The sequence below is a fragment of the Paenibacillus sp. FSL R5-0908 genome, from assembly GCF_038006245.1.
GTDB lineage: Bacteria > Bacillota > Bacilli > Paenibacillales > Paenibacillaceae > Paenibacillus_AQ > Paenibacillus_AQ odorifer.
This window is the reverse complement of record NZ_JBBOUV010000001.1, coordinates 4686731-4710604: the sequence shown is the minus strand read 5'-3', so window position 1 is coordinate 4710604 and position 23874 is coordinate 4686731. Positions and strand designations below refer to the sequence as shown.

Genomic DNA, 23874 nt, shown 5'->3' with positions numbered 1-23874 from the left:
ATATAGTTAGATGGGGGGATTATCATGTATACAATATTGATCGCTGATGATGAAGCAGAAATTGTGGAATTGCTAAGATTATATTTAGAGAAAGAGTACAACATTTTGGAAGCGAACAGTGGAACTGAAGCCTTAACGCAGGTGCAGAACCATAAGGTTGATTTGGCAATACTAGATATTATGATGCCGGGTCTGGATGGACTGCAATTATTGAAAAAGATCCGCGAGGTGCATCATTTTCCAGTGTTATTTTTATCCGCAAAAAGTGAACATCATGACAAGATTCTGGGTCTTGAACTAGGAGCCGACGATTATATTTCGAAACCGTTTAATCCATTAGAAATAGTAGCCCGTGTTGGAGCACTGCTGCGGCGTGTACATCATTTCGATGCGCAAGTCGTTGAGGAAAAAGAAGCTGAGCAGATCGTATTAGGTGAATTAATGCTGGATCAAAGCCAGTGTCTGCTCTATCGATCAGGTGAACCTGTGGTGCTTACTTCTACCGAGTACAAAATTTTGGAACTAATGATGAAGCAGCCTGGACGAGTCTTTACACGCAAAAAAATATATGAGGCCGTGTGGGAAGATTTCTATGTGTACGAAGATAATAGTATCATGGTACATATCAGCAATATCCGGGAAAAAATTGAGGAAGACTCCAAAAAGCCAGTATATTTAAAGACTATTAGAGGGCTGGGATACAAAATTGAAGCGCCTATGGAGCAATAGAGATCAACGACCTTTACAATCATCGCTGACGCTGGATTTTTTGTTGTTTATCTGTATTTTGTTTTTTCTTGTGATTGTATATTATTTGTTTATTAATCTTGATGTGACCCATATTTTCGAAAAAAATAAAATCGCTGATCCTGATTTGAAGGTGGAAGCTAGTGCTTATCGAGAAAATCTGGAGCATGGGGTAGAAACCAAACGTCTTCTGCGTAGCGGGGGATGGATCGAGGTCTTGGATCAAGACATGAAGGTCACCAAGGTTGTTGGAGAAAAAAAAGACGGTGTAACCCAATATACCAGTAACCAGCTTTTAAAAAGTTTGGAAAATGGAGAAGATCAAGCTTACTTTTACTCGTTGACCACGCTAAATGCTCAGAGCGAATCGGAGTGGCTGCTGCTGAAGCTGCCGCGGGAAGCTATCACCATCACCATTAATAGTGATCCCTTCGTGGCCTACTTTAATCATTCGCTTTCATACTACGTCTTTTTGGGTGTGGGAATGATTCTTTTGCTAATTATCGTGTACAGCTATTGGGTAGCGCGGCGAATCAGGAAGCCACTGCGTATCATCACGCTTGGGTTGAAGCAGATGATTCAGGGGAATTATGATACTCGAATCGCTTTATATGCAGAGAAGGAATTTTCGCAAATTGGAGAGACTTTTAATTATATGGCAGATGTAATTGAAAAGACGACCAAAGAAAAACGTCAGGCAGAGGAAAGTAAGAAACGGATGATGGTTGATCTGTCCCATGATCTGAAGACGCCGATAACGAGTATACAGGGCTTTGCACAGGCGCTTGTGGAAGGTAGAGGCGAGGATGAAGAGCGCCAAAAAAGATATCTAAGCTATATTTATAATAAATCCTCACAAGTTACTAAGCTGATTCAGAACATGCTGGAGCTGTTAAAGATAGATTCACCGGATTTCTTGCTACGAATGGAGCGTCAAGAACTGGGCGAATTTATTCGTGAAATCATTGCAGATACCTACGGAGAGATTGAACAAAAGAACTTTGTTTTGCATCTAAATGTTCCCGAAGAGGATGTGTTCTTGAACTTTGATGCGGAGCTGCTCTCGAGTGTGGTTCATAATTTGATCTCCAATGCACTGATCTATAATCCTCCAGGTACACATTTGCGTGTGGAGGTGATCCCTTTGGAGAAAGAAGTCACGATTGAAATCGCTGATACTGGAGTGGGTATTCCAGAAGAGCTGTGGTCCACAATGTTTGATCCGTTTGTTCGGGGAGATAAAGCGCGGACAGCTTCGGGAGGAACAGGGCTAGGTCTCTCGATAGCTATGAAAAATACAGAGAAAATGGGTGGTACACTTCATCTCAGTCGCCGAAAGAAGGAACCTACGGTATTCACCATCCGGATTCCGAAATAACGAGCTGGAAGACATCCAAATCAGAAGACGGGAGAGAAACTATGGCTAAACTGAACAATTTCATCAGAGTTTGTCTAGCGATCCTTTTAGTGTTAGGCATTGTATTTTTAGGCTCACGCGTAGATTTTTTATTCACACCGATCCTGTCTTTGTTCAGTGTCATTATAGTGCCTTTAATGCTGGCGGGTTTCTTTTATTACCTGCTGCGGCCACTGATCGATACCTTGGAGAAATATAAGCTGAATCGTTCTTTGGCGATTATCATCGTATATGTAGTTATTTTAGTGCTTCTGTTTGCTTTTATTATCGGCGTTTGGCCTTCACTTCGCACACAATTAGTTAATTTCGTCGATAATATGCCAAATCTCATTGCCTCCTTGAATCAACAGCTATTGAAACTAGAAGATAATGAATTTCTGTCTGCGTTGATCCCTGCTGATGCGAATCCAGCCTCCACATTGACGGATTATTTGAATAAAGGGTTTACGCTGTTAACGAATTATGTTTCAGGATTGTTCTCTTTTGTTTCGAATTTCGCGATCATTTTATTTACCTTTCCGATTATGTTATTCTACATGCTTAAGGAAGGTGGGAAATTCGGACGTAAGATTGTAAGTTTCTTCCCAAAGAAGTATCGTGAAGAAGGAACTACAATGATGACTGAAATCGACAGTGCGCTTAGTGGCTTTATCGTGGGCCGGGTGCTTGTTAATTTAGCCTTAGGTGTACTGATGTATATTGGTTTCCTTATTATCGGCCTGCAATATGCATTGCTGTTGACTGTAATCGCAGTTGTGATGAACTTCGTGCCTTTTATTGGTGCGATACTGTCTAGTATCCCTATTTTCATCATCGGATTCATTCAATCCCCGTCTATAGCCGTCTGGTCCATCATCATTGTTCTGGTAGCGCAGCAGATACAGGATAATTTAATCGCTCCCTACATCTTTGGGAAAAAGCTCGATATTCATCCACTGACAACGATTATCCTGGTATTGGTTGGCGGTGATTTAGGCGGGATCATAGCGATATTGCTGATTATTCCACTGTATATGATTGTTAAAATCGTCTTGACCAAGGCCTATTATTTGTTTGTCAAGCAACGCCGGGTAGAGATAGAGGTAGAGGAGAGTCCGGATATCTCTTAAGTTAATAAATCATTATGGAGGGATTTCTATGAATGAAGGAACGGAGCAAGGACTGATTCATATTTCAGATGATGTGGTGACTTCGATCGTCGGGCAAGTGGTTCTGGACACACCGGGTATTGCCGGCATGTCAGGAAGCAGTATCTCGGACAACTGGGCTAAACGTCTAAGCGGTAAAAATGTAAAAAAAGGAATGTCCGTTGAAGTAAAAGAAGTGGATGTTGCCATCGATCTTCAGGTCATAGTTAATTACGGATGTGTGATTCAAGAGGTCTGCTATATGCTGCAGCAAAATGTAAGAAATGCTGTTGAAAATATGATGGGACTGTCTCTAGTTTCCGTAAATGTTAAGGTTGAGAAGGTCGCTCTGCCATTCTAAGAATAGCCCATTTAATAGGCACCGTAATCTAGGCTTCTGCATAGAATGGAGCAAATCCATTTACGGAGGTCAGAACATCCATGTCGACATTTAACACTGGGCAGCAACAGAATGTGATTTATCAGGCCGATCCTGCTGTGATCCGGCACCTGCACGGTGTCCGTGATTCCCTACATCAATCTTGCAAGCCATACCTTAACCATAAGGTGAACGTACAGACAATAGATGGCTTTGTACATGAAGGCGTTATAGCCGGAGTAGATAATAAACACTTGTATCTGAACGTTGCAGCTAATGGGCAAATGCCCCGCGGGTTTTACAACCCTCATCAGCCTTATCATCCTCATCCGGGCCCCGGACCTGGCCCATATCCAGGACCATATCCAGGACCTTATCCAGGTCCCCCATACAATAATAATGTGATTTTACCGCTTGTGTTGTTTGAACTGCTTGCTATCTCTTTAATCTAGTGCTTGGGTTTAATTGAAGAAGGACATGTGCAGGATTTGTGGTCATACGTTGACGCATCCCGCCAGGTCCTTTTTTTGTAGGCGTAAAGTATGTGTTAGAAGGAGGTGTTCTCATTATCACTTTAGGGATATAATGGGTACAAACTCTGGGAGGTGGCATATGATTAGATACCCTTTTTTGAAAAAGAATGCGACGATAGGCGTTACAGCACCTTCATCTGGAGTAGGCATTCAAAATGCAGAACTTCTTACACTGGCCTCCAGCCGGTTGAAGTCGCAAGGATTTAATGTCATTATCGGCGAAACGGCATGGAAGCAAGATAAGGCTAAATCTGCACCAGCCAATGTTCGTGGTCATGAGTTTAATGAGATGATCAATGATGACGGAATCGATGCCCTTATTCCGCCTTGGGGCGGGGAATTGTTAATTGAAGCTCTGGAATATATTGATTTTGATGCTTTGCAGGACAAATGGATCGTGGGATATTCAGATATAAGCGACTTGCTGCTTGCTGTCACGCTGACAACCGGTCTGGCTACTGCCCACGGAGCGAATCTCATTGATTTACGGGGAGAGTATTCAGATGATACTACAGCCCTCTGGCAGGCGGTTCTAGAGACATCAGTGGGTGAGTCCATTATCCAGCATTCATCTCTTAAATATCAGCGGGAATGGCAGCATGATGTGCCTTCGCCATGCGTTTTTCATTTGACAGAGGAGACTTATTGGAAGTCTCTAACTACAGATGCTGTAACGATGAAAGGACGTCTGTTGGGTGGCTGTATAGATGTAATTAGGCATTTGATCGGCACACCTTATGGAAAGCTCCAGCATTTTCAGCAAGAAATGATTCATGACGAACCTATAGTTTGGTATTTGGAAAATTGTGAATTGAATACAGCGGATTTACGCAGATCTTTAGTGCAGATGAAGCTGGCAGGGTGGTTTGAGAATTGTTCGGGGATTATGTTTGGCAGAAGCCCAGCTAATCGGCCTGTGGATAACTATACTGCCGAGGATATCTATGCTGAACTATCTGAAGAGCTTAAGGTACCGATCGTTTATGATATCGATTGTGGTCATGTCCCGCCGCAGGTTACTTTTATTAATGGAGCTTATGCAGAAATTGAAGTGGCAGATGGAGTAGGGACGGTAAAGCAATATTTCTATGAATAGCGTTATATCAAAAAGGACAACCCCTTGGGTTGTCCTTTTTACTATCATTAGTTCCCTGTATTTACAATCGCTGTGATTTCCTCATCCAGGTCCAGTCTCACATCTTCACGATAGGCACGAACACCATATTCGCTGAGCATGTAACGCAGGATCGCTTCAATCATATTGGACTCTACTAGAAATTGACTGCGGCCCTGTACCCAAACCTCTGCAGAGTAACCGGTATCTTCTTCCCAGCTCAGTTCCACCTGAACATCCTCTGGGCGAACAGCCTTTCGTTCCGCCATGTGCAGACAGAGGGCATTGATGATCTCATCCATGCTTAGAACGATTGTAGACATTAGTAACGACCATCCTGTTCTTCTAAGCGGCGACGTTCTTTTCTACGACGGAAGAAGGACATCACGAGCATAACCAGTACATAGATAGCTAGCATATTAACGGCAAAGCCTAGGAAGTCACCAAAAGCTCCCATTCCACCAAACATTCCACCGAATAATAATCCGGCCAAACCACCGATCATCATGCCCTTCATTAAGCTGCCGCCGCTGAAGAAGCCACGTTTCGTATTAGCAGCAGATCCTGCTGTGGAGCTTTTAGTGCTGTCACTTTTTTTGATGTTATTTGTTGTTGTTGATTTTTTTGGAGTTGTTGAATAGCTGCGAGTGCCGGATTTGAAACCGCCGCCACCTCGACGTGCATCGGCAAAGTCTGGAGCAGCCACTGCAAAAAATAGAGTGAAGGCCATTAGAATCATCATTACGCGTTTCATTGGTTTCATTTAGTACGAAAACCCTCCTGTGAGCATGAATTTTTGTGTATGGTCGGTAATACGCAGACATGCCCCACAAGGTTTCAATTTTATTTATCATAATTTATACTTTTATGCACAAAAAAAGCGTGGATCCAGGATCCACGCAAACAGCAGTTAGAGAGTCGTCATTCGTTACTTATACCCGTCAGCGACAAGCTCAAGCGCTCCGGTTGCCGGATCGATGATCATGCCATGGATAGGTACATTAGGGGGAAGCAGTGGATGACGTTTAATCAGGTCCACAGTCTGAATTACCCCTTCTTCGACATTGTCAAACCCACGCAGCCATTTTGTAAGTTTGATTCCGGAATTCTCCAGTGTAGACAGCACTTCTTCAGATACGCCACGTTCTTTAATGGAATTGATCATATGGTCCGCATTGAGGGATGCCATACCGCATTCATAGTGTCCAACCACGATTACTTCTTCAGCATCTAGTTCATACAGAGCTACCATTACACTACGCATAACACTACCAAAAGGCTGAGAAATAACCGCACCAGCATTTTTGATGATTTTGACATCACCGTTTTTGAAATTCATGGCTTTCGGCAATAATTCAACGAGTCTAGTGTCCATACAGGTGATGATCAGCATTTTTTTGTCGGGATAACGACTGGTTAGATAGGCTTCATAGTCCTTATTCTCTACAAAACTTTTATTAAAGTTAATAATTTCTGATACGTGGCTCATATTAGCTTCCTCCCTTAAAATCCTTGAATTGTACTTACGTTGCGCATATCTCTTACCATGATATTGTTGCCATAAATCTGAGAATCACTGACCAGCTTATAGGAAGAGAAACGTTCCTCTGCATCGAGTCGCATCTTGTCTTCATAAAAGATTTCCTGTTGCCGGCTTACGATAAAGGGGAGAGAATTCGTCTCTATCCTAGAATCGCCTTCCTCCACTTCAGAAACAATTAGTAATACATTAATTCCGTCACACCCGCAGCCTACCGTATCATAAAAGAGCTTGAAAAATCCTGGCTGATCTCCAAGCCTTTCCTTCAACTTCCTTTCTGCGAGAGGTGTAACTTGAATCATCATAGCCCTGTTCACGCTCCTTAATTTTTGTTCGAAGCAAGCTCTGCTTCTTATGTAACTCATTAAATATTTCAAATTAGAGATGTAATCTCTGAAGTTGATTATACTCATTCAAAAAAGTATCATCAAGAGGAGTCTGTAAAACAGAGAAAGCAGGTGGAGTAGAATGGAACAACAAGTAAAGGAACGATGGGAACAATTCAGTGAGTTATTAGCAAAAATTAGTGGATATTCAGAGGCCATAGAATTAATGCACTGGGATTTGCGCACAGGTGCACCGCGTAAGGGAGTAGAAGTTCGTTCCGGTACGATTGGGATGCTGAGTGGAGAATTGTTCAGACTTGAGATTTCACAGGAGATGGGTGACTTCACAGCATTTTTCAGCCGTCCAGAAGTGTTGAGCCAGCTTACAGCTAATCAACAAAAAATCGTCAACGATTGCCGCAAAGAGTATGAGCGCAGTAAGAGTATTCCTTCCAAAAGATTTGAAGAGTACGCTGTCCTGTCTGCTCATTCTCAAACGATCTGGGAAGAAGCTAAGGAGAATAATGATTTCGCTACATTTGAACCTTATTTGAGCAAAATCGTAGCTCTGAAACAAGAGTTCATCGATTATTGGGGTGTAAATGGCACACGTTACGATACGCTACTAGATATGTATGAGCCTGATCTCACGGTAGAGAAGGTGGATGAAGTGTTCAGTCGCCTCCGCAGCCGCTTGGTTCCGTTAGTGGAAGCTATCGCTGCTTCACCTAATAAACCAGATACCCGCTTCTTGCAGCAGATTTTCCCTAAAGAGCAGCAACAAAAGTTTGGTAACTTTATTCTGAAGCAAATGGGCTATGACTTCGACGCAGGCCGCTTGGATGAGAGTGTGCATCCTTTTGCTACAGGGCTGAATCCAGGTGACGTTCGTATTACGACCGCTTATTTACTTGATAACGTGACTAGCGCCGTCTTCAGCTCACTGCATGAAGGTGGACATGCGCTTTACGAACAAAATATCAGCCAAGATTTAGTGGGAACACCACTGGCTCAAGGCGCATCGATGGGGATTCATGAATCTCAGTCGAGACTATGGGAGAATATGATCGGCCGCAGCCGTGCGTTCTGGCAACGTTATTACGGTGATCTGCAGCAGCATTTCCCAGAGCAGCTTGCTAATGTAGATGTAGAGGATTTCTACCGGGCTATTAACAGTGTGGAAAATTCATTCATCCGAATTGAAGCAGATGAGCTTACATACAATCTGCACATTATTGTGCGTTACGAGATCGAAAAGCTTATTTTTAATGAAGGTCTATCTGTCAAAGATCTGCCTCAGGTATGGAATGCTAAATATCAAGAATATTTAGGTATTACACCGCCTAATGATGCGCTTGGTGTATTGCAGGACGTGCACTGGTCCGGTGGAGACTTCGGATATTTTGCATCCTACTCTTTGGGAAATATGTATGCTGCCCAAATCTTGAATACACTCCGCAAGGATCTGCCGAACTACGATGAATTGATTGCTGCGGGAAATCTTTTGCCGATTAAAGAATGGTTAACAGAAAAAATCTACCGTTTCGGAAAAAGTCTGACCCCTTCGCAAATTATCGAACAAGTAACAGGTGAGCCGCTCAGTCCAGATTATCTGGCTGATTATTTGGAGGAGAAATACACGGAGATTTACAAACTGTAATCCAGTGAGGTCCGCGTGGTATAATAGAAAGAAAGCTTAGACGGAAGGATATGGATATGGCAAATACTCACACCTACACCCGGAGAGAAGAAGTCGCGAATGCGATTACGCACGGGATCGGAGCTGTATTAAGCGTTGCTGCACTTGTCCTGCTTGTTGTTTTTGCAAGTCTGAAAGGAACGGCATGGCATGTAGTCAGCTTCTCCATTTATGGAACGACAATGCTGCTTCTGTATCTCAATTCAACACTTGTGCATAGTCTCAAAGAGGGCAAGGCGAAGGATTTGTTCGAATTTTTCGATCACTCCTCTATTTATCTGTTTATCGCAGGCACGTATACACCCTTTTTGCTAGTAGCTATTCGGGGAACACTTGGCTGGAGTTTATTTGGTGTTATATGGGGAATCGCAGTATTTGGCGTTTTCTTCAAAGCGTTTTTTGTTAAAAAGTTCTTGTTCATGTCTACGGTATTCTACATTGCTATGGGGTGGCTGATTGTTATCGCCTGGAATCCTCTTTCGGCAGTTGTAGCGGACGGTGGTATGATTCTGCTTATGGCTGGCGGAGTGCTTTATACTTTAGGTACAGTTTTTTATGTATGGAGAGGGTTTCCGTTCCATCACGCAATCTGGCATGTATTTGTTCTTGCAGGCAGTGTCACACATTTCTTCGCCATATTGATTTATGTACTGCCAATCCAATAATTTCAAGCGGATTTATCGCGGAAAATATGGATTTTTAATAAAGAAAGAGATGACAAGCAAAAGTGCTTGACATCTCTCTTTCTTTTAGGTATCATAAGGGACGTTGTGAAGGTGTAAAGTGTTTTTCCTTGACGAAGGGGTTGTCCTTAATGAGTCAGGAGAATAGGCTCGAGAAAACGAATCGTATCAATTTGCTTTTTGCCTTCTATGAACGACTGCTTACAGATAAGCAGCAAACGTTTCTTAAATATTATTTTCACGATGATTTTTCCTTGGGAGAAATCGCCGCTGAATTTGAAATCAGCCGCCAAGCTGTTTATGAGCATATTAAGCGGGCTGAGCAAGTCCTTGAGAATTATGAAGAAAAACTTGGACTATTAGTGAAACATGAGAGTCGTACTAAATATTTAGAAGAGCTGCGCAGACTGCCGGAGAATGGGATGCTGCCTGAGCAATATAAACTTCGGTTCGCGGAGATCGTGGATCGCTTGCAGAGGTTAGAGTAGCACGAAGGGAGAAATCTGCATATGGCGTTTGAGGGTTTAACCGGAAGATTGCAGAATGTGTTCAGCAAGCTACGCGGTAAAGGTAAAGTATCCGAAGAAGACGTAAACGAAGCTATGCGTGAAGTGCGGTTAGCCCTTCTGGAAGCCGATGTTAACTTCAAGGTAGTTAAAGAATTCGTAGCTAAGGTGAAAGAAAAGTCCATCGGCAAGGAAGTCATGGACAGCTTTACGCCTGGCATGGTAATTATCGACATCGTCAACAAGGAACTAACCGAGCTGATGGGCGGAAGCCAAGCGAAGCTGGCCAAGTCGAACAAGCCACCGACCGTCATTATGATGGCGGGTCTACAAGGGGCTGGTAAGACAACCACTTCGGGTAAGCTAGCTAAGCTGTTACAGAAGGGCAATCATCGTCCGCTCCTGGTTGCGGGAGATATTTACCGGCCTGCTGCTATCAAGCAGCTGCAAGTGCTGGGAGAACAGATTAAGGTTCCTGTATTCTCGCTGGGTGATCAGACTAGTCCGGTAGAAATTGCCAGACAAGCTGTACAACATGCGAAGGATAACGGACTGGATTATGTTATTATCGATACTGCAGGCCGCCTGCATATTGATGAAGAACTAATGGAAGAACTCAAGCAGATTCACAATGTTGTAAATCCTGATGAAGTACTTCTTGTAGTAGATGCTATGACGGGTCAAGACGCCGTGAATGTAGCCGAGAGCTTTAATAAGCAGCTTGAGCTTACAGGGGTCGTATTGACGAAACTCGACGGCGACAGCCGTGGTGGTGCTGCACTGTCAGTAAAAGCTGTTACCGGTTGCCCGATCAAATTCGCCGCTTTAGGGGAGAAGATCGACGCGCTGGAGCCGTTCCATCCGGAACGTATGGCTTCGCGGATTCTGGGTATGGGCGACATGCTGTCGCTGATTGAGAAAGCCCAGGCGAACATTGATACTGACAAGGCTAAAGAAATGGAACGTAAGATGCGTAATGCAGAGTTTACGTTTGATGATTTCCTTGAGCAAATGGATCAGGTGAAGAAGCTAGGCCCTATCGATCAAATTCTTGATATGCTTCCGGGTATGAACAAAGCCAAGGGCATTAAAGATTTAAAGGTCGACGATAAGCAAATGGGACGCGTTGAAGCCATAGTTCATTCTATGACTAAGGCGGAGAAGCAACAGCCTGAGATCATTAACCATAACCGCCGCAAGCGTATCGCAACCGGCAGCGGAACCTCAGTCGCTGAGGTCAACCGCCTCATCAAACAATTTGATGAGATGCGTAAGATGATGAAGCAATTCTCCGGCATGATGGGCGGAGGCGGCAAAGCCTCCAAGAAAAATGCCATGAAGCAGCTTAAAGGTCTTGGTGGTGGAAAAGGGCTGAAATTCCCTTTTAAATGATCTTGAATGTCTGTCCAACTAATGTTGGAAACTATTATAAGGAGGTGATTTTTCGTGGCAGTACGTATTCGTCTAAAAAGAATGGGAGCGCATAAAGCGCCTTTCTATCGTGTAGTGGTTTCCGATTCCCGGTCCCCTCGTGACGGTCGTTTTATCGAGGAAATCGGTTATTATAATCCGATTGAACAACCGGCAGTAGTTAAGATCGATGAGGAAAAAGCTCTTAAATGGCTTCAAACAGGTGCGCAAGCATCTGATACCGTCCGCAACTTGCTTTCCAAAGCAGGCGTGATGAAGAAGTTTCATGAGCTTAAGCAACAGAAATAATGACTGATTGCGAGGGTCCTCTATGGAAGAATTAGTTGGAGTAATTGCTAAGGCTTTAGTGGATCATCCAGAAGATGTGACGGTACGGGCTGTGGAGAAAGAACACTTGATTGTCTATGAGCTGTCCGTACATCCAGATGATGTAGGAAAGGTCATCGGCAAGCAAGGCAGGATCGCCAAGGCGCTCCGTACAGTAGTCACATCTGCAGCAGTCAAGAGCGATAAACGCGTAACTGTAGATATTTTATCTTAAATAATGCGTACAATGAGGGGCTAGGGATAGTATATCCCGGCTCCTTTTTGTTCAAATATATAGATGAAGCTTGTAGAGGAGAGGGTTATATGACGGAAGAATTAACCGTAGGCCGGCTTGTGAATACACATGGAATTCGCGGGGAGATTAAAGTATTATCCCATACCGATTTTCCTGAGGTTCGTTTCGCTAAAGACAAGAAGCTGTTCGTCATCCCTGCGGATGGCAGTGCAAAATTCGAAGTGACTGTAGAATCCGCTCGAGAGCATAAGGGTATGTTTATCGTTAAGCTTAAGGGATATACCAATATTAACGAAGTGGAAAAATATAAGGGAAGTTTGCTTAAGGTGCCAAGTAATGATCTGGTTGATCTGCCAGAGAACGAATATTACTTCCATCAAATCGTTGGCTGTGAAGTTTATACGGATGATGCTGGTAGTGAACCGCTTGGCACAATTACGGAAATTTTACAGCCAGGTGCAAATGACGTTTGGGTTGTTAAGCCTGCTAAAGGTCAAGACATCCTTATCCCTGTAATTAACGATGTAGTGCTGAACGTCGACATTGAGGCCAAACGAATTACTGTTCACTTGATGGAAGGACTATTGCCATGATCAGAATTGATGTGCTAACGCTCTTTCCGGAGATGTGCGAAGGCGTATTTAGCACAAGTATTCTTGGTAAGGCACGCGAAAAAGGGATTGTATCTTTGAATACTGTGAACTTTCGTGATTTCTCAGGCAATAAGCACAACAGTGTGGATGATACACCGTATGGCGGGGGCGGGGGCATGGTACTGAAGCCTGACCCGATCTTTGCAGCGGTAGAACATGTATTGGGGATCGAGGCTAGTCCTTTGGAGAAGGGTTCTGAATCTGCAGTCCCGACGCCTTCCTCTGTGAAGCCGCGCATCATTCTTATGTGCCCGCAAGGAAAGACGTATAATCAGAAGATTGCTGAGGAACTGGCACAAGAGCAGCATCTAATCTTTATATGTGGTCATTATGAGGGCTACGATGAGCGGATACGGGAGCATCTGGTTACAGATGAACTGTCGATTGGCGATTACGTGTTAACAGGTGGAGAATTACCGGCACTGACGGTTATTGATTCAGTAGTTCGGCTACAGCCAGGAGCGCTTGGAAATGAAACCTCTGCGATCACGGATTCGTTCAGTACAGGGCTGTTGGAATATCCTCACTACACTCGACCCGCTGAATTTCGCGGCTGGAAGGTACCAGATATGTTGCTGAGTGGCCATCATGCCAACATCGAAGTATGGCGGAGAGAGCAAGCGTTACAGCGTACACTTGAACGTAGACCTGATTTGCTCGAAAGTGCAGAACTAACGTTGAAAGACAAGAAAACACTGGAACGTCTGAAAAATGAAATCAAGCCGGAGTAAAATTTTAATAAAACAGGCATATTTTACGTCTTTTTAACGTATCTTACGTTAAGGAGGCGTTTTTGTTATGTTTACTTAAATATAAGAAGGGCTATAATCTCGTATTTTTTTGCGTAATTTCCAAAACAAATGAGCATAGGTGCGTTGAACTCTTCTATTTGGGGTAATAGATAGAGGTGGCGTAATACTATATGCAGCTTACGATGCAGCAAGCTTAACTATTGAAAGGAATGAACTGAAGTGACTACGAAGACGCGTGAAGAATTCAAGCCTAGCGTGGACACGATCCACAAAGATGCGGAGCCGCTCCGCACCGTGAATGATATTATCGATTATTATACAAATCGCAAATCGTAATTCCCATTCGCCCTTTAAAGCTTGAACATATAAGATTAATAATTAAGTATGAATAAGCAAGTCCAATAAAACCATTAGAGCGTAGCGAACGAAAGTTCACTACATCTAATGGTTTTATTGTTCCTACTAAGAGAGGTCAAACCCTGTAACTCTGATCAGAATGTAAACACCCCCTCTTCAAGGAGAATTAAAAACTCTTAGGAAAGGGGGTGTTTGGTTAACTATAAAAATTCGTGGAGGCGCATTCTACTCTTTGCGAAAGAGGCGATATACTCCTGTAAGTAGAGCGTAAAGCGCAAAACATACGAGAACAGTAACTGCCCATGCATAGTTGCGAACGGTATAGGTAAGCGATGATAAAATAATAAAGATGGTAATACGCAGTACGCCTTCCTTAATAAACTGTTTACGTGCTACATTCATTCGATTGGCCTCCTTGAATGGATAGGATGGTACGGATAACAAGCCGGAAATATGTCTTTCCTTATATATAACCTTTGGGAATACAAAAAATGCAGGGAACGGAAAGTAAATATCGGTCCAAACAAATGACCTATGTAACTTAGCCGTTACCGACCTGTACTCCTCACCATAGAGTATATCATTACGAATGAGGAGGAGTACACTAGTGGAGGCTTATTATAATTGCTTACGTTGTAAGAATAGAAGGGTACGTATCCTGACTACTGATGGCAGACAGCATGAAGGTGTGATTACAGATGTGGACAGATATAATGTTTACTTAAGAACAGGATCCAATGGACCTGTGCAGACTTCTGCATTTTTTGGTTACCCTTATGCTGCTGACAATATTTTAACTCTCAGCTTGTTCACGCTGTTGGCTATTGCATTAATCTGATATGATGATGTAAAAACAGACCGTCCGCTAATCCGGACGGTCTGTTTTTAGTGGTTGGTTACTCTACAGTAATTGCACCTATATCTGAGCTTAAGGACAACAAAGGACCTCCTCCGTTAACATCACGTTTGCCACCCTCAACCCCGGTGATCTGGCCTAGATCACTTTTAGCCACCAAGCTACATTTCACGCCATCGGCTAGAACAGCATTGAGGCTACCTACATTTGTTGTCGCTTTAAGACGGCTATCACTCTTCATTCCGGCTATATCCATGCGTATACTTCCTGTATTAGACTCTAGAGTGGATTTACCGGTGATGTTAGCTCCTTCGATATCAATAGCTCCAACGTTGCTGACGATGCGGTAGTTTCCGTCCAGATTGCGGAGACGAATTTGCCCGACATTATTGGTGATTTGATATTCAGCCATACGGGTGGGGATCTCAATGGTATAGTTAATGCTAAAATCTGAATAACCGTATTTGTCTTGAGCCCAAGTCCATAAATCCTTTTTCGGATTTGATTTGGAACTTGTAGATACCTTCAGAGTATCGCCATTAACGTCTATTGAAATTTCAGCGTCATCCAAGATTTTCTGGCGGTCAGCTTTATGAGCGGAGCCGTTATGGGCTAAGATTGTCGCACTCACATTAATTTGATCACCCGTAGTTGATGTAACCTCTATTTCTCCCACTGCATTGTTCATGCTAAGCACTGAAGCAGAGCCGATCTCTTTAGATAAGGATAGTTCTTTGCTAATGCTGTTTGCTTTAACTTCGTCGGCCACCTTGGTAGCTGTATCCTGAACGGCTTGCTCCACGCTTGCAGCGGCTTTACCCAGCTCTTGCTTCACTGCCTCACCAATATTTTGCTGCACATCTTCAGTAATATTCTTTCCTAGGTCATTATTAGCGGATTGCCTACCCGGTAACTCTGTGCATCCTGCCAGAAGTACGATGGACAAGACGGCTACAGCTGCCATTACGCTAGTTGTATTACTCTTTTTCATTGAATAAAATCCTCCTTATTTTTGGGTATATGTGTTCTTCCCTAAGCGCTACGTTATGTACGTACTCCTGTAAGTATAGCCTATGGGGATTTATTGTAAAAACGGCTGTAGGCGGGTTAATATACTGGACCAAAGACTAGGTATTTAAAAAGTGTTCACTACACTTCAAATTTCAATTGTGCTAAAATGAAATATAGATCTTATGCTCACATTAAAATGGGTAAGGGTACATATAAAAAGAGCAAAGATGCTCTCATATATAATCTTCAGCAGCTACTGAAAAGCGCTTTTTATAGTGAGATGTGCTAAGGCTAGTTTGCGAATACGATATAGACCGTTGCCTTACTTGCATCACAGGGCGGTCTTTTTATTTTCTTACCTCAATTAAATCATGAAGAGCGGAGGGAGCCAGATGCAATATGTAGTTATTTTGCTTGTCTTGCTAGCGCTGGGTGTTGGGTATTATATCGTTCAAAAAAAGAAAACAAGCAGCTCAAGCAATCCTTTGCGCACTACTAGCAGTAATGTGATCTCAATGGACAGTCATCGCAAAGCCAAACAGAGTCCAGGAGAGCAACCTTGCTCTTCTTGCAAGAAGAAGAATGGAAAGTTGATCTTCTATGCTCAAGATAATGGAACCGTGGTCGGCTTGTGCAAAGATTGCCAGTCTAAGGCAAAAAAAAGAGATATGTTACCGTTATGAAATAGAAAAATAAGTTGTATTAGCCCGTCCTTTATGATATTATTAACTCTGTTGTGTGGAATACGGTGGTCCGCTGCGGATAATGAGGGAGAGCTCAGATCTCTCCGGAAGAGGCAAGAACACCTGTACGGAAGGAGGAAGTCCTTAATGAATATCCTACAAGCTATTACGCAAGAGCAACTTCGTAAAGATATCCCTAGTTTTCGTCCGGGTGACACTTTGAAGGTGCATGTAAAAGTTATCGAGGGAACTCGTGAGCGTATCCAGTTGTTCGAAGGCGTTGTAATCAAACGTCGTGGCGGTGGAATCAGTGAGACTTTTACGGTTCGTAAAATTTCTTACGGTGTTGGTGTGGAAAGAACATTCCCAATCAACTCGCCTAAACTCGAAAAAATCGAAGTGGCTCGTCGTGGTAAAGTGCGTCGTGCTAAGCTTTATTACCTTCGTGAACTACGTGGTAAAGCAGCGAGAATTAAAGAAATTCGTCGCTAGAATAGTGACAGAGGAGAGGGGCTTGAGTTCAAGCCCCTTTCGCTTTATTTTTTTTTGAAAATATAAGAAAAGCATAAGTTTTACGTTATACATTATTCTTATATTTCTCGCATAAACGCTTACCGTCCTTAAAAGGACGCTGAGGGCGTTTTAGCTTGGTATACAATGCGTGTGACATATACGCTTGGGGATAAGCTTCTCCGAAAAGGCCTCCTGAAGGAGTATCTGTGGAGGGGTTTTTGGCAGGAGTTTTTTTGTGTTGTATAGTAAGAGTAGTATTAAGAGAGGACGGTGAACTATGCAGCAGGAACAAAGCGAAACTTTGGAATCAAGCGAGCAGAACCCACGTAAACAGAAAAATGAAGTGCTGGAATGGGTCAAGGCCATTGCGATTGCTTTAGTTCTGGTTATACTGATTCGCTGGCTTTTATTCAAGCCTTTTATTGTAGATGGACCTTCCATGCAGCCTAATTTCCATACGGGAGAACGTGTTATCGTTAATGAAATTTTATACGATATAAGATCTCCGCAGCGGGGTGAGGTTATTGTATTCCACGTGCCATCTGAAGGCAGAGATTTTATTAAACGTGTAATTGGTGTGGCTGGAGATACTGTGAAAGTAGAAGGAGATGTAGTTACAGTTAACGGTGAGGTTGTTAACGAGACTTACATCCAAGGCGCTATTGATGCTGCGCATAGTAACAACGCTCTGTATAATAATAAAGATTTCCCAAATGAAAAATTCACGGATGGTACTGTACCAGAAGGACATATTTTCGTTATGGGGGATAATCGCTCGGATAGTACAGACAGCCGGATGATTGGCTATGTGCCGCTGGGTGATATTGTGGGTCGTGCAGATTTAATCTTCTGGCCGATAAAAGATATTACACTGATTAACCATTAAGTTGACAGAAGTCAAAGGAGGTGACGGCAATGGCCATTCATTGGTTTCCTGGTCATATGACGAAGGCTAGGCGGCAAATCGAGGATAAGCTGAAGCTGATTGATGTTGTTATAGAGTTGCTCGATTCCCGTCTGCCGCTTTCCAGCCGCAATCCGATGATTGACGATATTTTGCGGGACAAGCCGAGATTAATTATTTTGAACAAAGCGGATCTGGCGGATCCGGAAATTACTCGGAAGTGGCTGGCGTACTTTAAGGAACAGGGGCATGTTGCCCATCCTGTGGACGCATCTACTGGAACAGGTGTTAAGGACATTCCGGAGCAGGTCAAGCTGCTGTTGAAGGAAAAAATTGATCGGCAGATCGCAAGGGGAATGAACCCACGGGCTATGCGCGCATTGATCGTCGGTATTCCTAACGTCGGTAAATCAACGCTGATTAATCGAATGGCTGGTAAGAGTATCGCTGCTACGGGTGATCGCCCGGGGGTTACTAAGGGCCAGCAGTGGATTAAAACAGGAGGTAATCTGGAGCTTCTGGATACTCCTGGTATCTTATGGCCGAAGTTTGAGGATCAAGACGTGGGATACCGCTTGGCCGTGACGGGTGCGATCAAAGAAGAAATCCTGAACATTGAGGACATTGCTTTTTATGCAGTGAAGTATTTGGTCAAGGATTATGGTTCCAGATTTCAAGAACGCTTTGGTATTGAGAAGCTTCCTGAGGATCTTGAGAACCCTGATGAGATCGTCGCAGTTATGGAAGCCGTGGGCCGCAAACGCGGTTGTCTGATTAGCGGTGGACGTGTTGATCTGGAAAAAGCTTCACGTGCTTTGCTGCATGAGCTGCGGGCAGGTAAGCTTGGTCGTTTTACGCTGGAAACACCTTAAAGGCGTTTAAATGAATGGGTATGGAAGAGCCATCCGGAAATTTTCGGGGGCTCTTTTTTTTGCTGATTTGGATCAAATTGGAGTGGTTATTTGTACATGACCATGTGAGCTTTACTATGGTAAGCTGACTTATGTAGTTTATAGAATAATTTATAATTGGCGGTGACAGATCGTGAGTACGATAGATATGTTGAGTTATGAAAAAGAGGGCTGGGAACAGTCTTATCGCCGTATAGCCGGCGTAGATGAAGTAGGCAGAGGTTGTTTGTTTGGGGATGTTGTTGCAGCAGCGGTGATTTTGCCGCAAGGGCTTATTATTGATGGCGTCAACGACTCTAAGAAGCTTACAGCGAAAAAAAGAGATTCCTTATTCGAGATTATTATGGAGCAGGCGATAGCTATTGGTGTAGGTTATGTGGATTCCCGCATGATTGATGAAATTAATATTAAACAGGCTTCTCGTCTGGCGATGAAAAAAGCGGTAGAAGGTCTTAGTCATACCCCGGACTATATGTTAATCGATGCTGAAAAAGTTGATCTTCCGTTGCCGCAGCAGGCGATCATAAAAGGGGATGCTAACAGCCAGTCTATTGCGGCAGCTTCGATTATAGCTAAAGTAACAAGAGATAGACTGTGTGAAGGGGTGTGGGAGGAATTATACCCTGATTATGGGATTGCGATACATAAAGGTTATGCGACCAAGCTTCACAGGGAACAAATTACGGCGTTAGGTCCGACACCTATGCATCGGCGCAGCTTTATTGGGAAGATTCTTGCTGAACAGCAAACCCTTTTTTAGAAATAACAGAATATAAAAGATGCCAAAGGCGTTTAAGCTTGGATAAATTCACCGCTCAAAAAAGTCGGATTAATACCGATATAGTAAGAAGAGAGAAAATGGAGGGAGGAGAAACGGTATGAATATCGGAACATTGATCCGTGGATTGCTCGGGGATAATAAAGCGGGAGCGGCCAAGTCTTTGGAATTGAAGGAAGGGCAGGTTGTACGTGGTGTTGTTTTGTCTGTATCGGATTCGGGAAAAGAAGCCGTTGTGCAGATTCAAGGTACACCTGTTCGTGCGGAGTTGGAAACACCACTACTGCCAGGAGAGACCCTGAACTTGCAGGTTGGAGCACCCGGAGAAGGCGGATTGCCCGTATTGAAGCCGGTCTCCCTCGGCGAAACGGTGTTAGCCACCCCGCAAAACATGGGAGAGGCGTTGGAATCGCTTGGGCTTACTGACTCCAAAGCGGGTCGGGAAATTGTGTTGGCGATGCAGTCGGGTGGTATTCCGCTTACCAAAGAGACAGCGGCGATTCTGGATGCTGTAATGAGTGCGAAACCTGCGGGCGTGCCGACCTCAGAGTGGCTTGATGCAGCGGTCATTTCTGTAAAGCGGGGCCTGCCGGTTACCCCTGAAAGTGTGAAAGGATTGCAGCAGGCGGTTTTTGGTCCGCAGCTTCATCAGCTTTTGTCAGCGCTCGAAGAACAGATTACAATTTGGGCAGGTCAAGTCGCCGGTGAAGAAACAACAGCTGAAGCTAAAACTGGAATGGGTACCCCAACCGGAAAGCTGAATGCTCCTGTAACGACAGGTACGGGCGCTGTGATTAACGGGGAAGTGGTATCAGCAGGTGATGCTGATGCGGAAATGGACCAGGTGGCGGTTAAAGGAACTGGACAACCTGTAAGTAAACCTGCTGAAGGTAGTGCTGGTGTTACTACTACAAGCGGAAGTGCTGCTGCAACAGGAGGGGCAACGGGAGCCGGAGTTATTTCTGACGAACCTACAATTCCTTTGAATTCAGTGAAATCAGAAATATCGGGAAGTGCAGCTGCGAGTACAGCTCAAGCTCCTGAGAATGAAACCGGTATTGTAACTGCCAAGCCAGTGGTCCCCGAAGAGGCTGGTGAGGTAGTTCAGCTCTCGAAGAGTGGAAATACTGGTGAACCTTTGACTGGGAAAATAACTTCTACGCTTGCTTCAGGACCTCAGAGTAGTGCTGCTAACACGCAAGGGGACGGAATTGTAAGCAATCAAAATAGTTCTAATGGGAGCGAAACTCATGGCAATGAAATGAGTCTAAATAAAGATAGAGCGCAGGGGAGTGTCAGTGGCGCGAATATAAGCGCCACTGGATCAGCTGGTGCAGATAGTCAAGCTGCTGCGGGAAGCCAAGCTGGTGCAGCAAGCCAAGCTGCTGCACCTAGCGGGGCTGCCCTGCTCGTGAAGCTGCAGGGCGTGCTCACCGAGCTGCGCGGCAGCATGCCGCAGCTCGCGAATGTCCCGCCCGCTGACGCGGCGGGACAAGATCCTGCCCCCGCGCCGGCAGTGCCGCGCGGGGAGACAATGGCTGCTGCGGCTTCGCCGGTGCAGCCAGATACCGCCCCACCCGCGGATGCGGAGTCGTGGGTGGGGCGGGTGTTGAAGCTGCTCGGTGCGGAGCACGAGCAGCAGGCCGTGCGCGGCGCTTTGCCGGCCGCGGAGACGGCGCGAGCGGCAGCGGGGACAGCTGCAGCCGCGCTAGGCAGTGTCGGCGGGGAGCAAGCTGCCGACACGTTGAAGGGCGTGCTGCTGCAGCTTATGAGCAGCAGCGAGGTGCCGCCCGCGGTAAAAGATGTCGCGAGCGGGCTAGTGCAGCAGCTGACAGGCCAACAGCTGCTGCTGAATACAGACCGGACTGCTCCCTTCGCGCAGGTTACACTGTTTTTGCCGCTGCAAGGTCCAGATGGGCAGGAAACTGCATCGGTTCATATCCAGTCCAGGCGGGGCCGCAAAGGGGAGCTGGATGCAGCTAACTGTCGATTATGGTTCGATTTGGACATGAAGCAGCTAGGGCAGACATTGGTAGATGTGCAGGTTGTAGATCGAATCGTTAGTCTTAAGCTTCATAATGATCATCCGTGGGTGCTTGAGCTGCTGGAGACGCGGCGTGAAGATATAAAAACTGCAGTGGAATCCATCGGTTATCAATTATCAGGTTTAAGAACCGAACCCTTGCCAGAATTGAATTTGCCTAAAGAGCTTGCTGGCTCCAATACTAATAAGTTTGTTGATTATGTTCCTGAGGCTTACAAAGGAGTGGATTACCGTATATGAATGAGCCTGTACAGCCAATTTCACAAGGGCTCAAAAAAGCGGTCGCTCTCAAATATAGTCCCGGACAAAACGAGGCTCCTGTCGTAGTAGCCAAGGGACAAGGCGCGATAGCAGACCTTATTCTGCAAAAGGCTAAGGAGAGCGGGGTTGCTGTTCAGGAAGATGCAGCCCTCGTGGAGGTTCTTTCAAAGCTTGATCTGGACCAACAGATTCCGTCTGAGCTCTATCAGCTGGTGGCGGAAATCCTCAGCTTTGTGTATCAAAGCGATCGTTCTGCTGGTGAACGGGGACAAGAATGAAAGAGCCATATGCAAGAAAACACTATAACCGCAAAGAGAAAGGAGCTGCTGCAGAGAACGGAGCTGTGCAGTACCTATCTTCTAGCGGGTATATGATATTGGAACGGAATTGGCGTTGTCGTACTGGAGAGCTTGATATCATTGCGGAGCGTGAAGACTGTATTGTTGTTGTCGAAGTTCGTAGCCGCAGTGGAGAGCTGCTTCAGGGAACTCCAGAAGAATCGGTGAATGCTCGCAAAATAAACCAGGTTCGGAATACAACACAGGTTTATTTGCATATGAAGGGTTATGAGGAACGGCGGGTTTCTTTTGATGTAATTAGCGTCTTGTTAAATGACGATCTTAGCCTAGCTTCACTTAGTCATATTCGCGAGGCGTTTTAAGAGTAACTCTATTTTCTCATGCGATTCTTTATGAATTTGCTGCTGATCTGATAAAAAAGTCTTTACATACCTTCCGCACTGTGGGTCATTTCTCAAAAGAAATGGGTAAACATTAGGAGTAACTTTTTAATGTCATCATGAGGAGGGCTGTCTAGTGAAGAATAAACCTTCTGAAATGCAGGTTAGTTTTACATGCCAATATTGCCAGCAGAAGATTGAAGTGAAATTTAAAGCAGAGCCAATATCTGTCGTCTGTTGCGATAATTGCAATAAGACCTTCACGGTAATGCGGCCCACTATAGCGGAGGAAATATTAATAGATTGGGAAAATGAAGCGTTATTTCAAAAAATCCGGGCTGAAAAGTCGCAAAACAGCAATAGCAGTCTCTTAGCGCTTGTAATTAGAGTTATTGAACTGCTTACATGGCGTGACAAAGGCAATGGACAGGTGGAAGCGATCAAGGAGATGCGTGGCTGGCTCATTGACAATGAGGAGGCGCCTCCTTTAGCTGAACTGATTCAGAGTGATGTTAATAAACGTTCGAGTAAGCGGCGCGACTGGGAAAAGTAACATTAACAATAAAGAGGTATTCCGTCATCGCCTCATGACATAGAATGATACGTATAATTTCGTGAGAAATTAGGCGGAAAAGTCCTCGGGGCTCCGAATTTCCTAGGGTTTATGGGTAGTCGGAGCTTTTTTCATACATACTGTCATTAGAATAGGAACAAAAGGAGGGTGCACATGGCTAAGGTTTTTTTCACATCAGATCATCATTTTGGGCATAAGTTGATCATTGATTTTGAATCCAGACCCTTCAACGATGTAGAGCAGATGAATGAAGTTATGATTGAAAGTTGGAATTCGGTAGTGAATCCGGAAGACAAAGTATTTCATTTGGGAGACTTTTCTTTTCTGAATAAGGAGGCGACTCGTGCGATTGTGGCCAGGCTGCATGGATACAAAATCCTGATTCTTGGCAATCATGATCGCGGCCGCAGCCGAAGCTGGTGGCTTGATGCAGGTTTTGATGAGGTTAGTGAATATCCTTTGATTTATAAGGATTTCTTTTTCCTCTCACATGAGCCTATGTACATGAATAAACATATGCCTTACGTAAATGTGCACGGCCATATTCATGGGCAAAAATATGAGGGAAACAATCATTTTAACATTTGTGTAGAGCATTGGAACTATAAACCGTTGACTTTTGAGCAGATTAGGGACTCGGTCGTAGTTAAAGAAGGAGATTGATGTAGGTCTTTAGAGATGTGCTTTCGCTTTTATGTAAAACTTGAATTTCTTATTCTAAAGATAAATTGCTCACAGATTGCGTTAGGACACAACTTCTATAATGTACTTAACAGCTAATATATATTTGGAAAATAAGGAAGCACCTTTTTTCTTGAAGCTATGACACCCCAA

31 protein-coding genes are annotated in these 23874 nt (G+C 44.3%); 25 read left to right on the top strand and 6 right to left on the bottom strand.

The features are described 5' to 3' along the window. Positions 1-21: 21 nt before the first annotated feature. The 6 genes from MKZ09_RS21480 (at position 22) to MKZ09_RS21455 (ending at position 5299) form a co-directional block, all read left to right on the top strand. Positions 22-729 (top strand): response regulator transcription factor, encoded by a 708-nt coding sequence (locus MKZ09_RS21480; protein WP_170914177.1) that lies wholly within the window; start codon positions 22-24, stop codon positions 727-729. Further along, a complete protein-coding gene (locus MKZ09_RS21475) occupies positions 707-2125 on the top strand; it encodes a sensor histidine kinase (protein WP_076136362.1) in 1419 nt (472 codons plus the stop codon). The genes MKZ09_RS21480 and MKZ09_RS21475 overlap by 23 nt, the downstream gene beginning before the upstream one ends. A 41-nt stretch (positions 2126-2166) precedes the next feature. Continuing rightward, positions 2167-3273, top strand: a complete 1107-nt coding sequence (locus tag MKZ09_RS21470) for an AI-2E family transporter (protein WP_036688627.1) — start codon at positions 2167-2169, stop codon at positions 3271-3273. A gap of 28 nt (positions 3274-3301) precedes the next feature. Further along, entirely contained in the window at positions 3302-3652 is a 351-nt protein-coding gene (locus tag MKZ09_RS21465; protein WP_036688625.1) for an Asp23/Gls24 family envelope stress response protein, read from the top strand. Between the two features lie 80 nt (positions 3653-3732). Next, positions 3733-4122: a hypothetical protein gene (locus MKZ09_RS21460; protein ID WP_076100355.1), complete on the top strand. Its 390-nt coding sequence runs from the start codon at positions 3733-3735 to the stop codon at positions 4120-4122. Positions 4123-4282: 160 nt separating this feature from the next. Next, positions 4283-5299 carry a S66 family peptidase gene (locus MKZ09_RS21455; protein ID WP_076201687.1) on the top strand — a complete coding sequence of 339 codons (1017 nt, stop codon included), beginning with the start codon at positions 4283-4285 and terminating at the stop codon, positions 5297-5299. Between the two features lie 47 nt (positions 5300-5346). On the opposite strand, the gene MKZ09_RS21450 is transcribed toward MKZ09_RS21455, so the two are convergent. The 4 genes from MKZ09_RS21450 to MKZ09_RS21435 form a co-directional block, all read right to left on the bottom strand. Next, on the bottom strand, positions 5347-5631 hold the full coding sequence (locus tag MKZ09_RS21450; protein ID WP_036689115.1) for a YxcD family protein: 285 nt from the start codon (positions 5629-5631) through the stop codon (positions 5347-5349). A gap of 8 nt (positions 5632-5639) precedes the next feature. Then, a complete protein-coding gene (locus MKZ09_RS21445; RefSeq protein WP_076100426.1) occupies positions 5640-6071 on the bottom strand; it encodes a hypothetical protein in 432 nt (143 codons plus the stop codon). 174 nt (positions 6072-6245) lie between these two features. Then, the gene (locus tag MKZ09_RS21440; RefSeq protein WP_036688619.1) at positions 6246-6806 is read right to left on the bottom strand and encodes a beta-class carbonic anhydrase; all 561 of its coding nucleotides are present in this window, start codon (positions 6804-6806) and stop codon (positions 6246-6248) included. Between the two features lie 14 nt (positions 6807-6820). Continuing rightward, on the bottom strand, positions 6821-7162 hold the full coding sequence (locus tag MKZ09_RS21435) for an iron-sulfur cluster biosynthesis family protein (protein WP_076136365.1): 342 nt from the start codon (positions 7160-7162) through the stop codon (positions 6821-6823). Between the two features lie 163 nt (positions 7163-7325). On the opposite strand from MKZ09_RS21435, the gene MKZ09_RS21430 reads away from it, so the two are divergent. From MKZ09_RS21430 to trmD, 8 genes are all read left to right on the top strand, one after another. Further along, positions 7326-8843 (top strand): carboxypeptidase M32, encoded by a 1518-nt coding sequence (locus tag MKZ09_RS21430; RefSeq protein WP_076136367.1) that lies wholly within the window; start codon positions 7326-7328, stop codon positions 8841-8843. A 56-nt stretch (positions 8844-8899) separates the two neighbouring features. Then, positions 8900-9547 (top strand): PAQR family membrane homeostasis protein TrhA, encoded by a 648-nt coding sequence (trhA, locus tag MKZ09_RS21425; protein ID WP_036688612.1) that lies wholly within the window; start codon positions 8900-8902, stop codon positions 9545-9547. Between the two features lie 149 nt (positions 9548-9696). After that, complete coding sequence (ylxM, locus tag MKZ09_RS21420; RefSeq protein ID WP_036688609.1) at positions 9697-10053, top strand: YlxM family DNA-binding protein; 357 nt, start codon at positions 9697-9699, stop codon at positions 10051-10053. A 21-nt stretch (positions 10054-10074) separates the two neighbouring features. After that, on the top strand, positions 10075-11463 hold the full coding sequence (gene ffh / locus MKZ09_RS21415) for a signal recognition particle protein (RefSeq protein ID WP_036688607.1): 1389 nt from the start codon (positions 10075-10077) through the stop codon (positions 11461-11463). 54 nt (positions 11464-11517) lie between these two features. Further along, positions 11518-11790, top strand: a complete 273-nt coding sequence (gene rpsP / locus MKZ09_RS21410; protein ID WP_036688604.1) for a 30S ribosomal protein S16 — start codon at positions 11518-11520, stop codon at positions 11788-11790. Between the two features lie 22 nt (positions 11791-11812). Continuing rightward, complete coding sequence (locus MKZ09_RS21405) at positions 11813-12043, top strand: KH domain-containing protein (RefSeq protein WP_036688600.1); 231 nt, start codon at positions 11813-11815, stop codon at positions 12041-12043. Positions 12044-12132: 89 nt separating this feature from the next. Then, the gene (rimM, locus tag MKZ09_RS21400) at positions 12133-12657 is read left to right on the top strand and encodes a ribosome maturation factor RimM (RefSeq protein WP_036688599.1); all 525 of its coding nucleotides are present in this window, start codon (positions 12133-12135) and stop codon (positions 12655-12657) included. Next, on the top strand, positions 12657-13448 hold the full coding sequence (gene trmD, locus MKZ09_RS21395) for a tRNA (guanosine(37)-N1)-methyltransferase TrmD (RefSeq protein WP_076201855.1): 792 nt from the start codon (positions 12657-12659) through the stop codon (positions 13446-13448). The genes rimM and trmD overlap by 1 nt, the downstream gene beginning before the upstream one ends. Positions 13449-14051: 603 nt before the next feature. Here trmD and MKZ09_RS21390 read toward each other — a convergent pair. Then, entirely contained in the window at positions 14052-14228 is a 177-nt protein-coding gene (locus MKZ09_RS21390) for a hypothetical protein (protein WP_155288145.1), read from the bottom strand. Between the two features lie 205 nt (positions 14229-14433). Between MKZ09_RS21390 and MKZ09_RS21385 the strand changes: the two genes are divergently transcribed. After that, positions 14434-14664 carry a hypothetical protein gene (locus MKZ09_RS21385; RefSeq protein ID WP_036688596.1) on the top strand — a complete coding sequence of 77 codons (231 nt, stop codon included), beginning with the start codon at positions 14434-14436 and terminating at the stop codon, positions 14662-14664. A gap of 58 nt (positions 14665-14722) precedes the next feature. Here MKZ09_RS21385 and MKZ09_RS21380 read toward each other — a convergent pair whose 3' ends face one another. After that, a complete protein-coding gene (locus tag MKZ09_RS21380; protein ID WP_076201689.1) occupies positions 14723-15673 on the bottom strand; it encodes a hypothetical protein in 951 nt (316 codons plus the stop codon). 412 nt (positions 15674-16085) lie between these two features. On the opposite strand from MKZ09_RS21380, the gene MKZ09_RS21375 reads away from it, so the two are divergent. From MKZ09_RS21375 to MKZ09_RS21330, 10 genes are all read left to right on the top strand, one after another. Further along, positions 16086-16376, top strand: coding sequence for a hypothetical protein (locus tag MKZ09_RS21375; RefSeq protein WP_076136371.1), 291 nt, complete (start codon positions 16086-16088; stop codon positions 16374-16376). 147 nt (positions 16377-16523) lie between these two features. Continuing rightward, a complete protein-coding gene (gene rplS, locus MKZ09_RS21370; protein WP_036688590.1) occupies positions 16524-16868 on the top strand; it encodes a 50S ribosomal protein L19 in 345 nt (114 codons plus the stop codon). Positions 16869-17166: 298 nt separating this feature from the next. Then, positions 17167-17775 carry a signal peptidase I gene (gene lepB / locus MKZ09_RS21365; RefSeq protein WP_036688589.1) on the top strand — a complete coding sequence of 203 codons (609 nt, stop codon included), beginning with the start codon at positions 17167-17169 and terminating at the stop codon, positions 17773-17775. 29 nt (positions 17776-17804) lie between these two features. Beyond that, positions 17805-18665 (top strand): ribosome biogenesis GTPase YlqF, encoded by an 861-nt coding sequence (ylqF, locus tag MKZ09_RS21360; protein ID WP_076201691.1) that lies wholly within the window; start codon positions 17805-17807, stop codon positions 18663-18665. 187 nt (positions 18666-18852) lie between these two features. After that, complete coding sequence (locus MKZ09_RS21355; RefSeq protein ID WP_076201858.1) at positions 18853-19464, top strand: ribonuclease HII; 612 nt, start codon at positions 18853-18855, stop codon at positions 19462-19464. Positions 19465-19582: 118 nt separating this feature from the next. After that, a complete protein-coding gene (locus tag MKZ09_RS21350; protein ID WP_076201693.1) occupies positions 19583-21766 on the top strand; it encodes a hypothetical protein in 2184 nt (727 codons plus the stop codon). Further along, entirely contained in the window at positions 21763-22065 is a 303-nt protein-coding gene (locus MKZ09_RS21345) for an EscU/YscU/HrcU family type III secretion system export apparatus switch protein (protein WP_038571992.1), read from the top strand. Before MKZ09_RS21350 ends, MKZ09_RS21345 begins: the two co-directional genes overlap by 4 nt. Then, entirely contained in the window at positions 22062-22448 is a 387-nt protein-coding gene (locus tag MKZ09_RS21340; RefSeq protein ID WP_076136375.1) for a YraN family protein, read from the top strand. The genes MKZ09_RS21345 and MKZ09_RS21340 overlap by 4 nt, the downstream gene beginning before the upstream one ends. A 154-nt stretch (positions 22449-22602) precedes the next feature. Beyond that, positions 22603-23019 (top strand): hypothetical protein, encoded by a 417-nt coding sequence (locus MKZ09_RS21335; RefSeq protein WP_051491578.1) that lies wholly within the window; start codon positions 22603-22605, stop codon positions 23017-23019. 174 nt (positions 23020-23193) lie between these two features. Then, positions 23194-23703, top strand: a complete 510-nt coding sequence (locus MKZ09_RS21330) for a metallophosphoesterase (protein ID WP_076127089.1) — start codon at positions 23194-23196, stop codon at positions 23701-23703. The last annotated feature ends 171 nt before the right edge of the window (positions 23704-23874 follow it).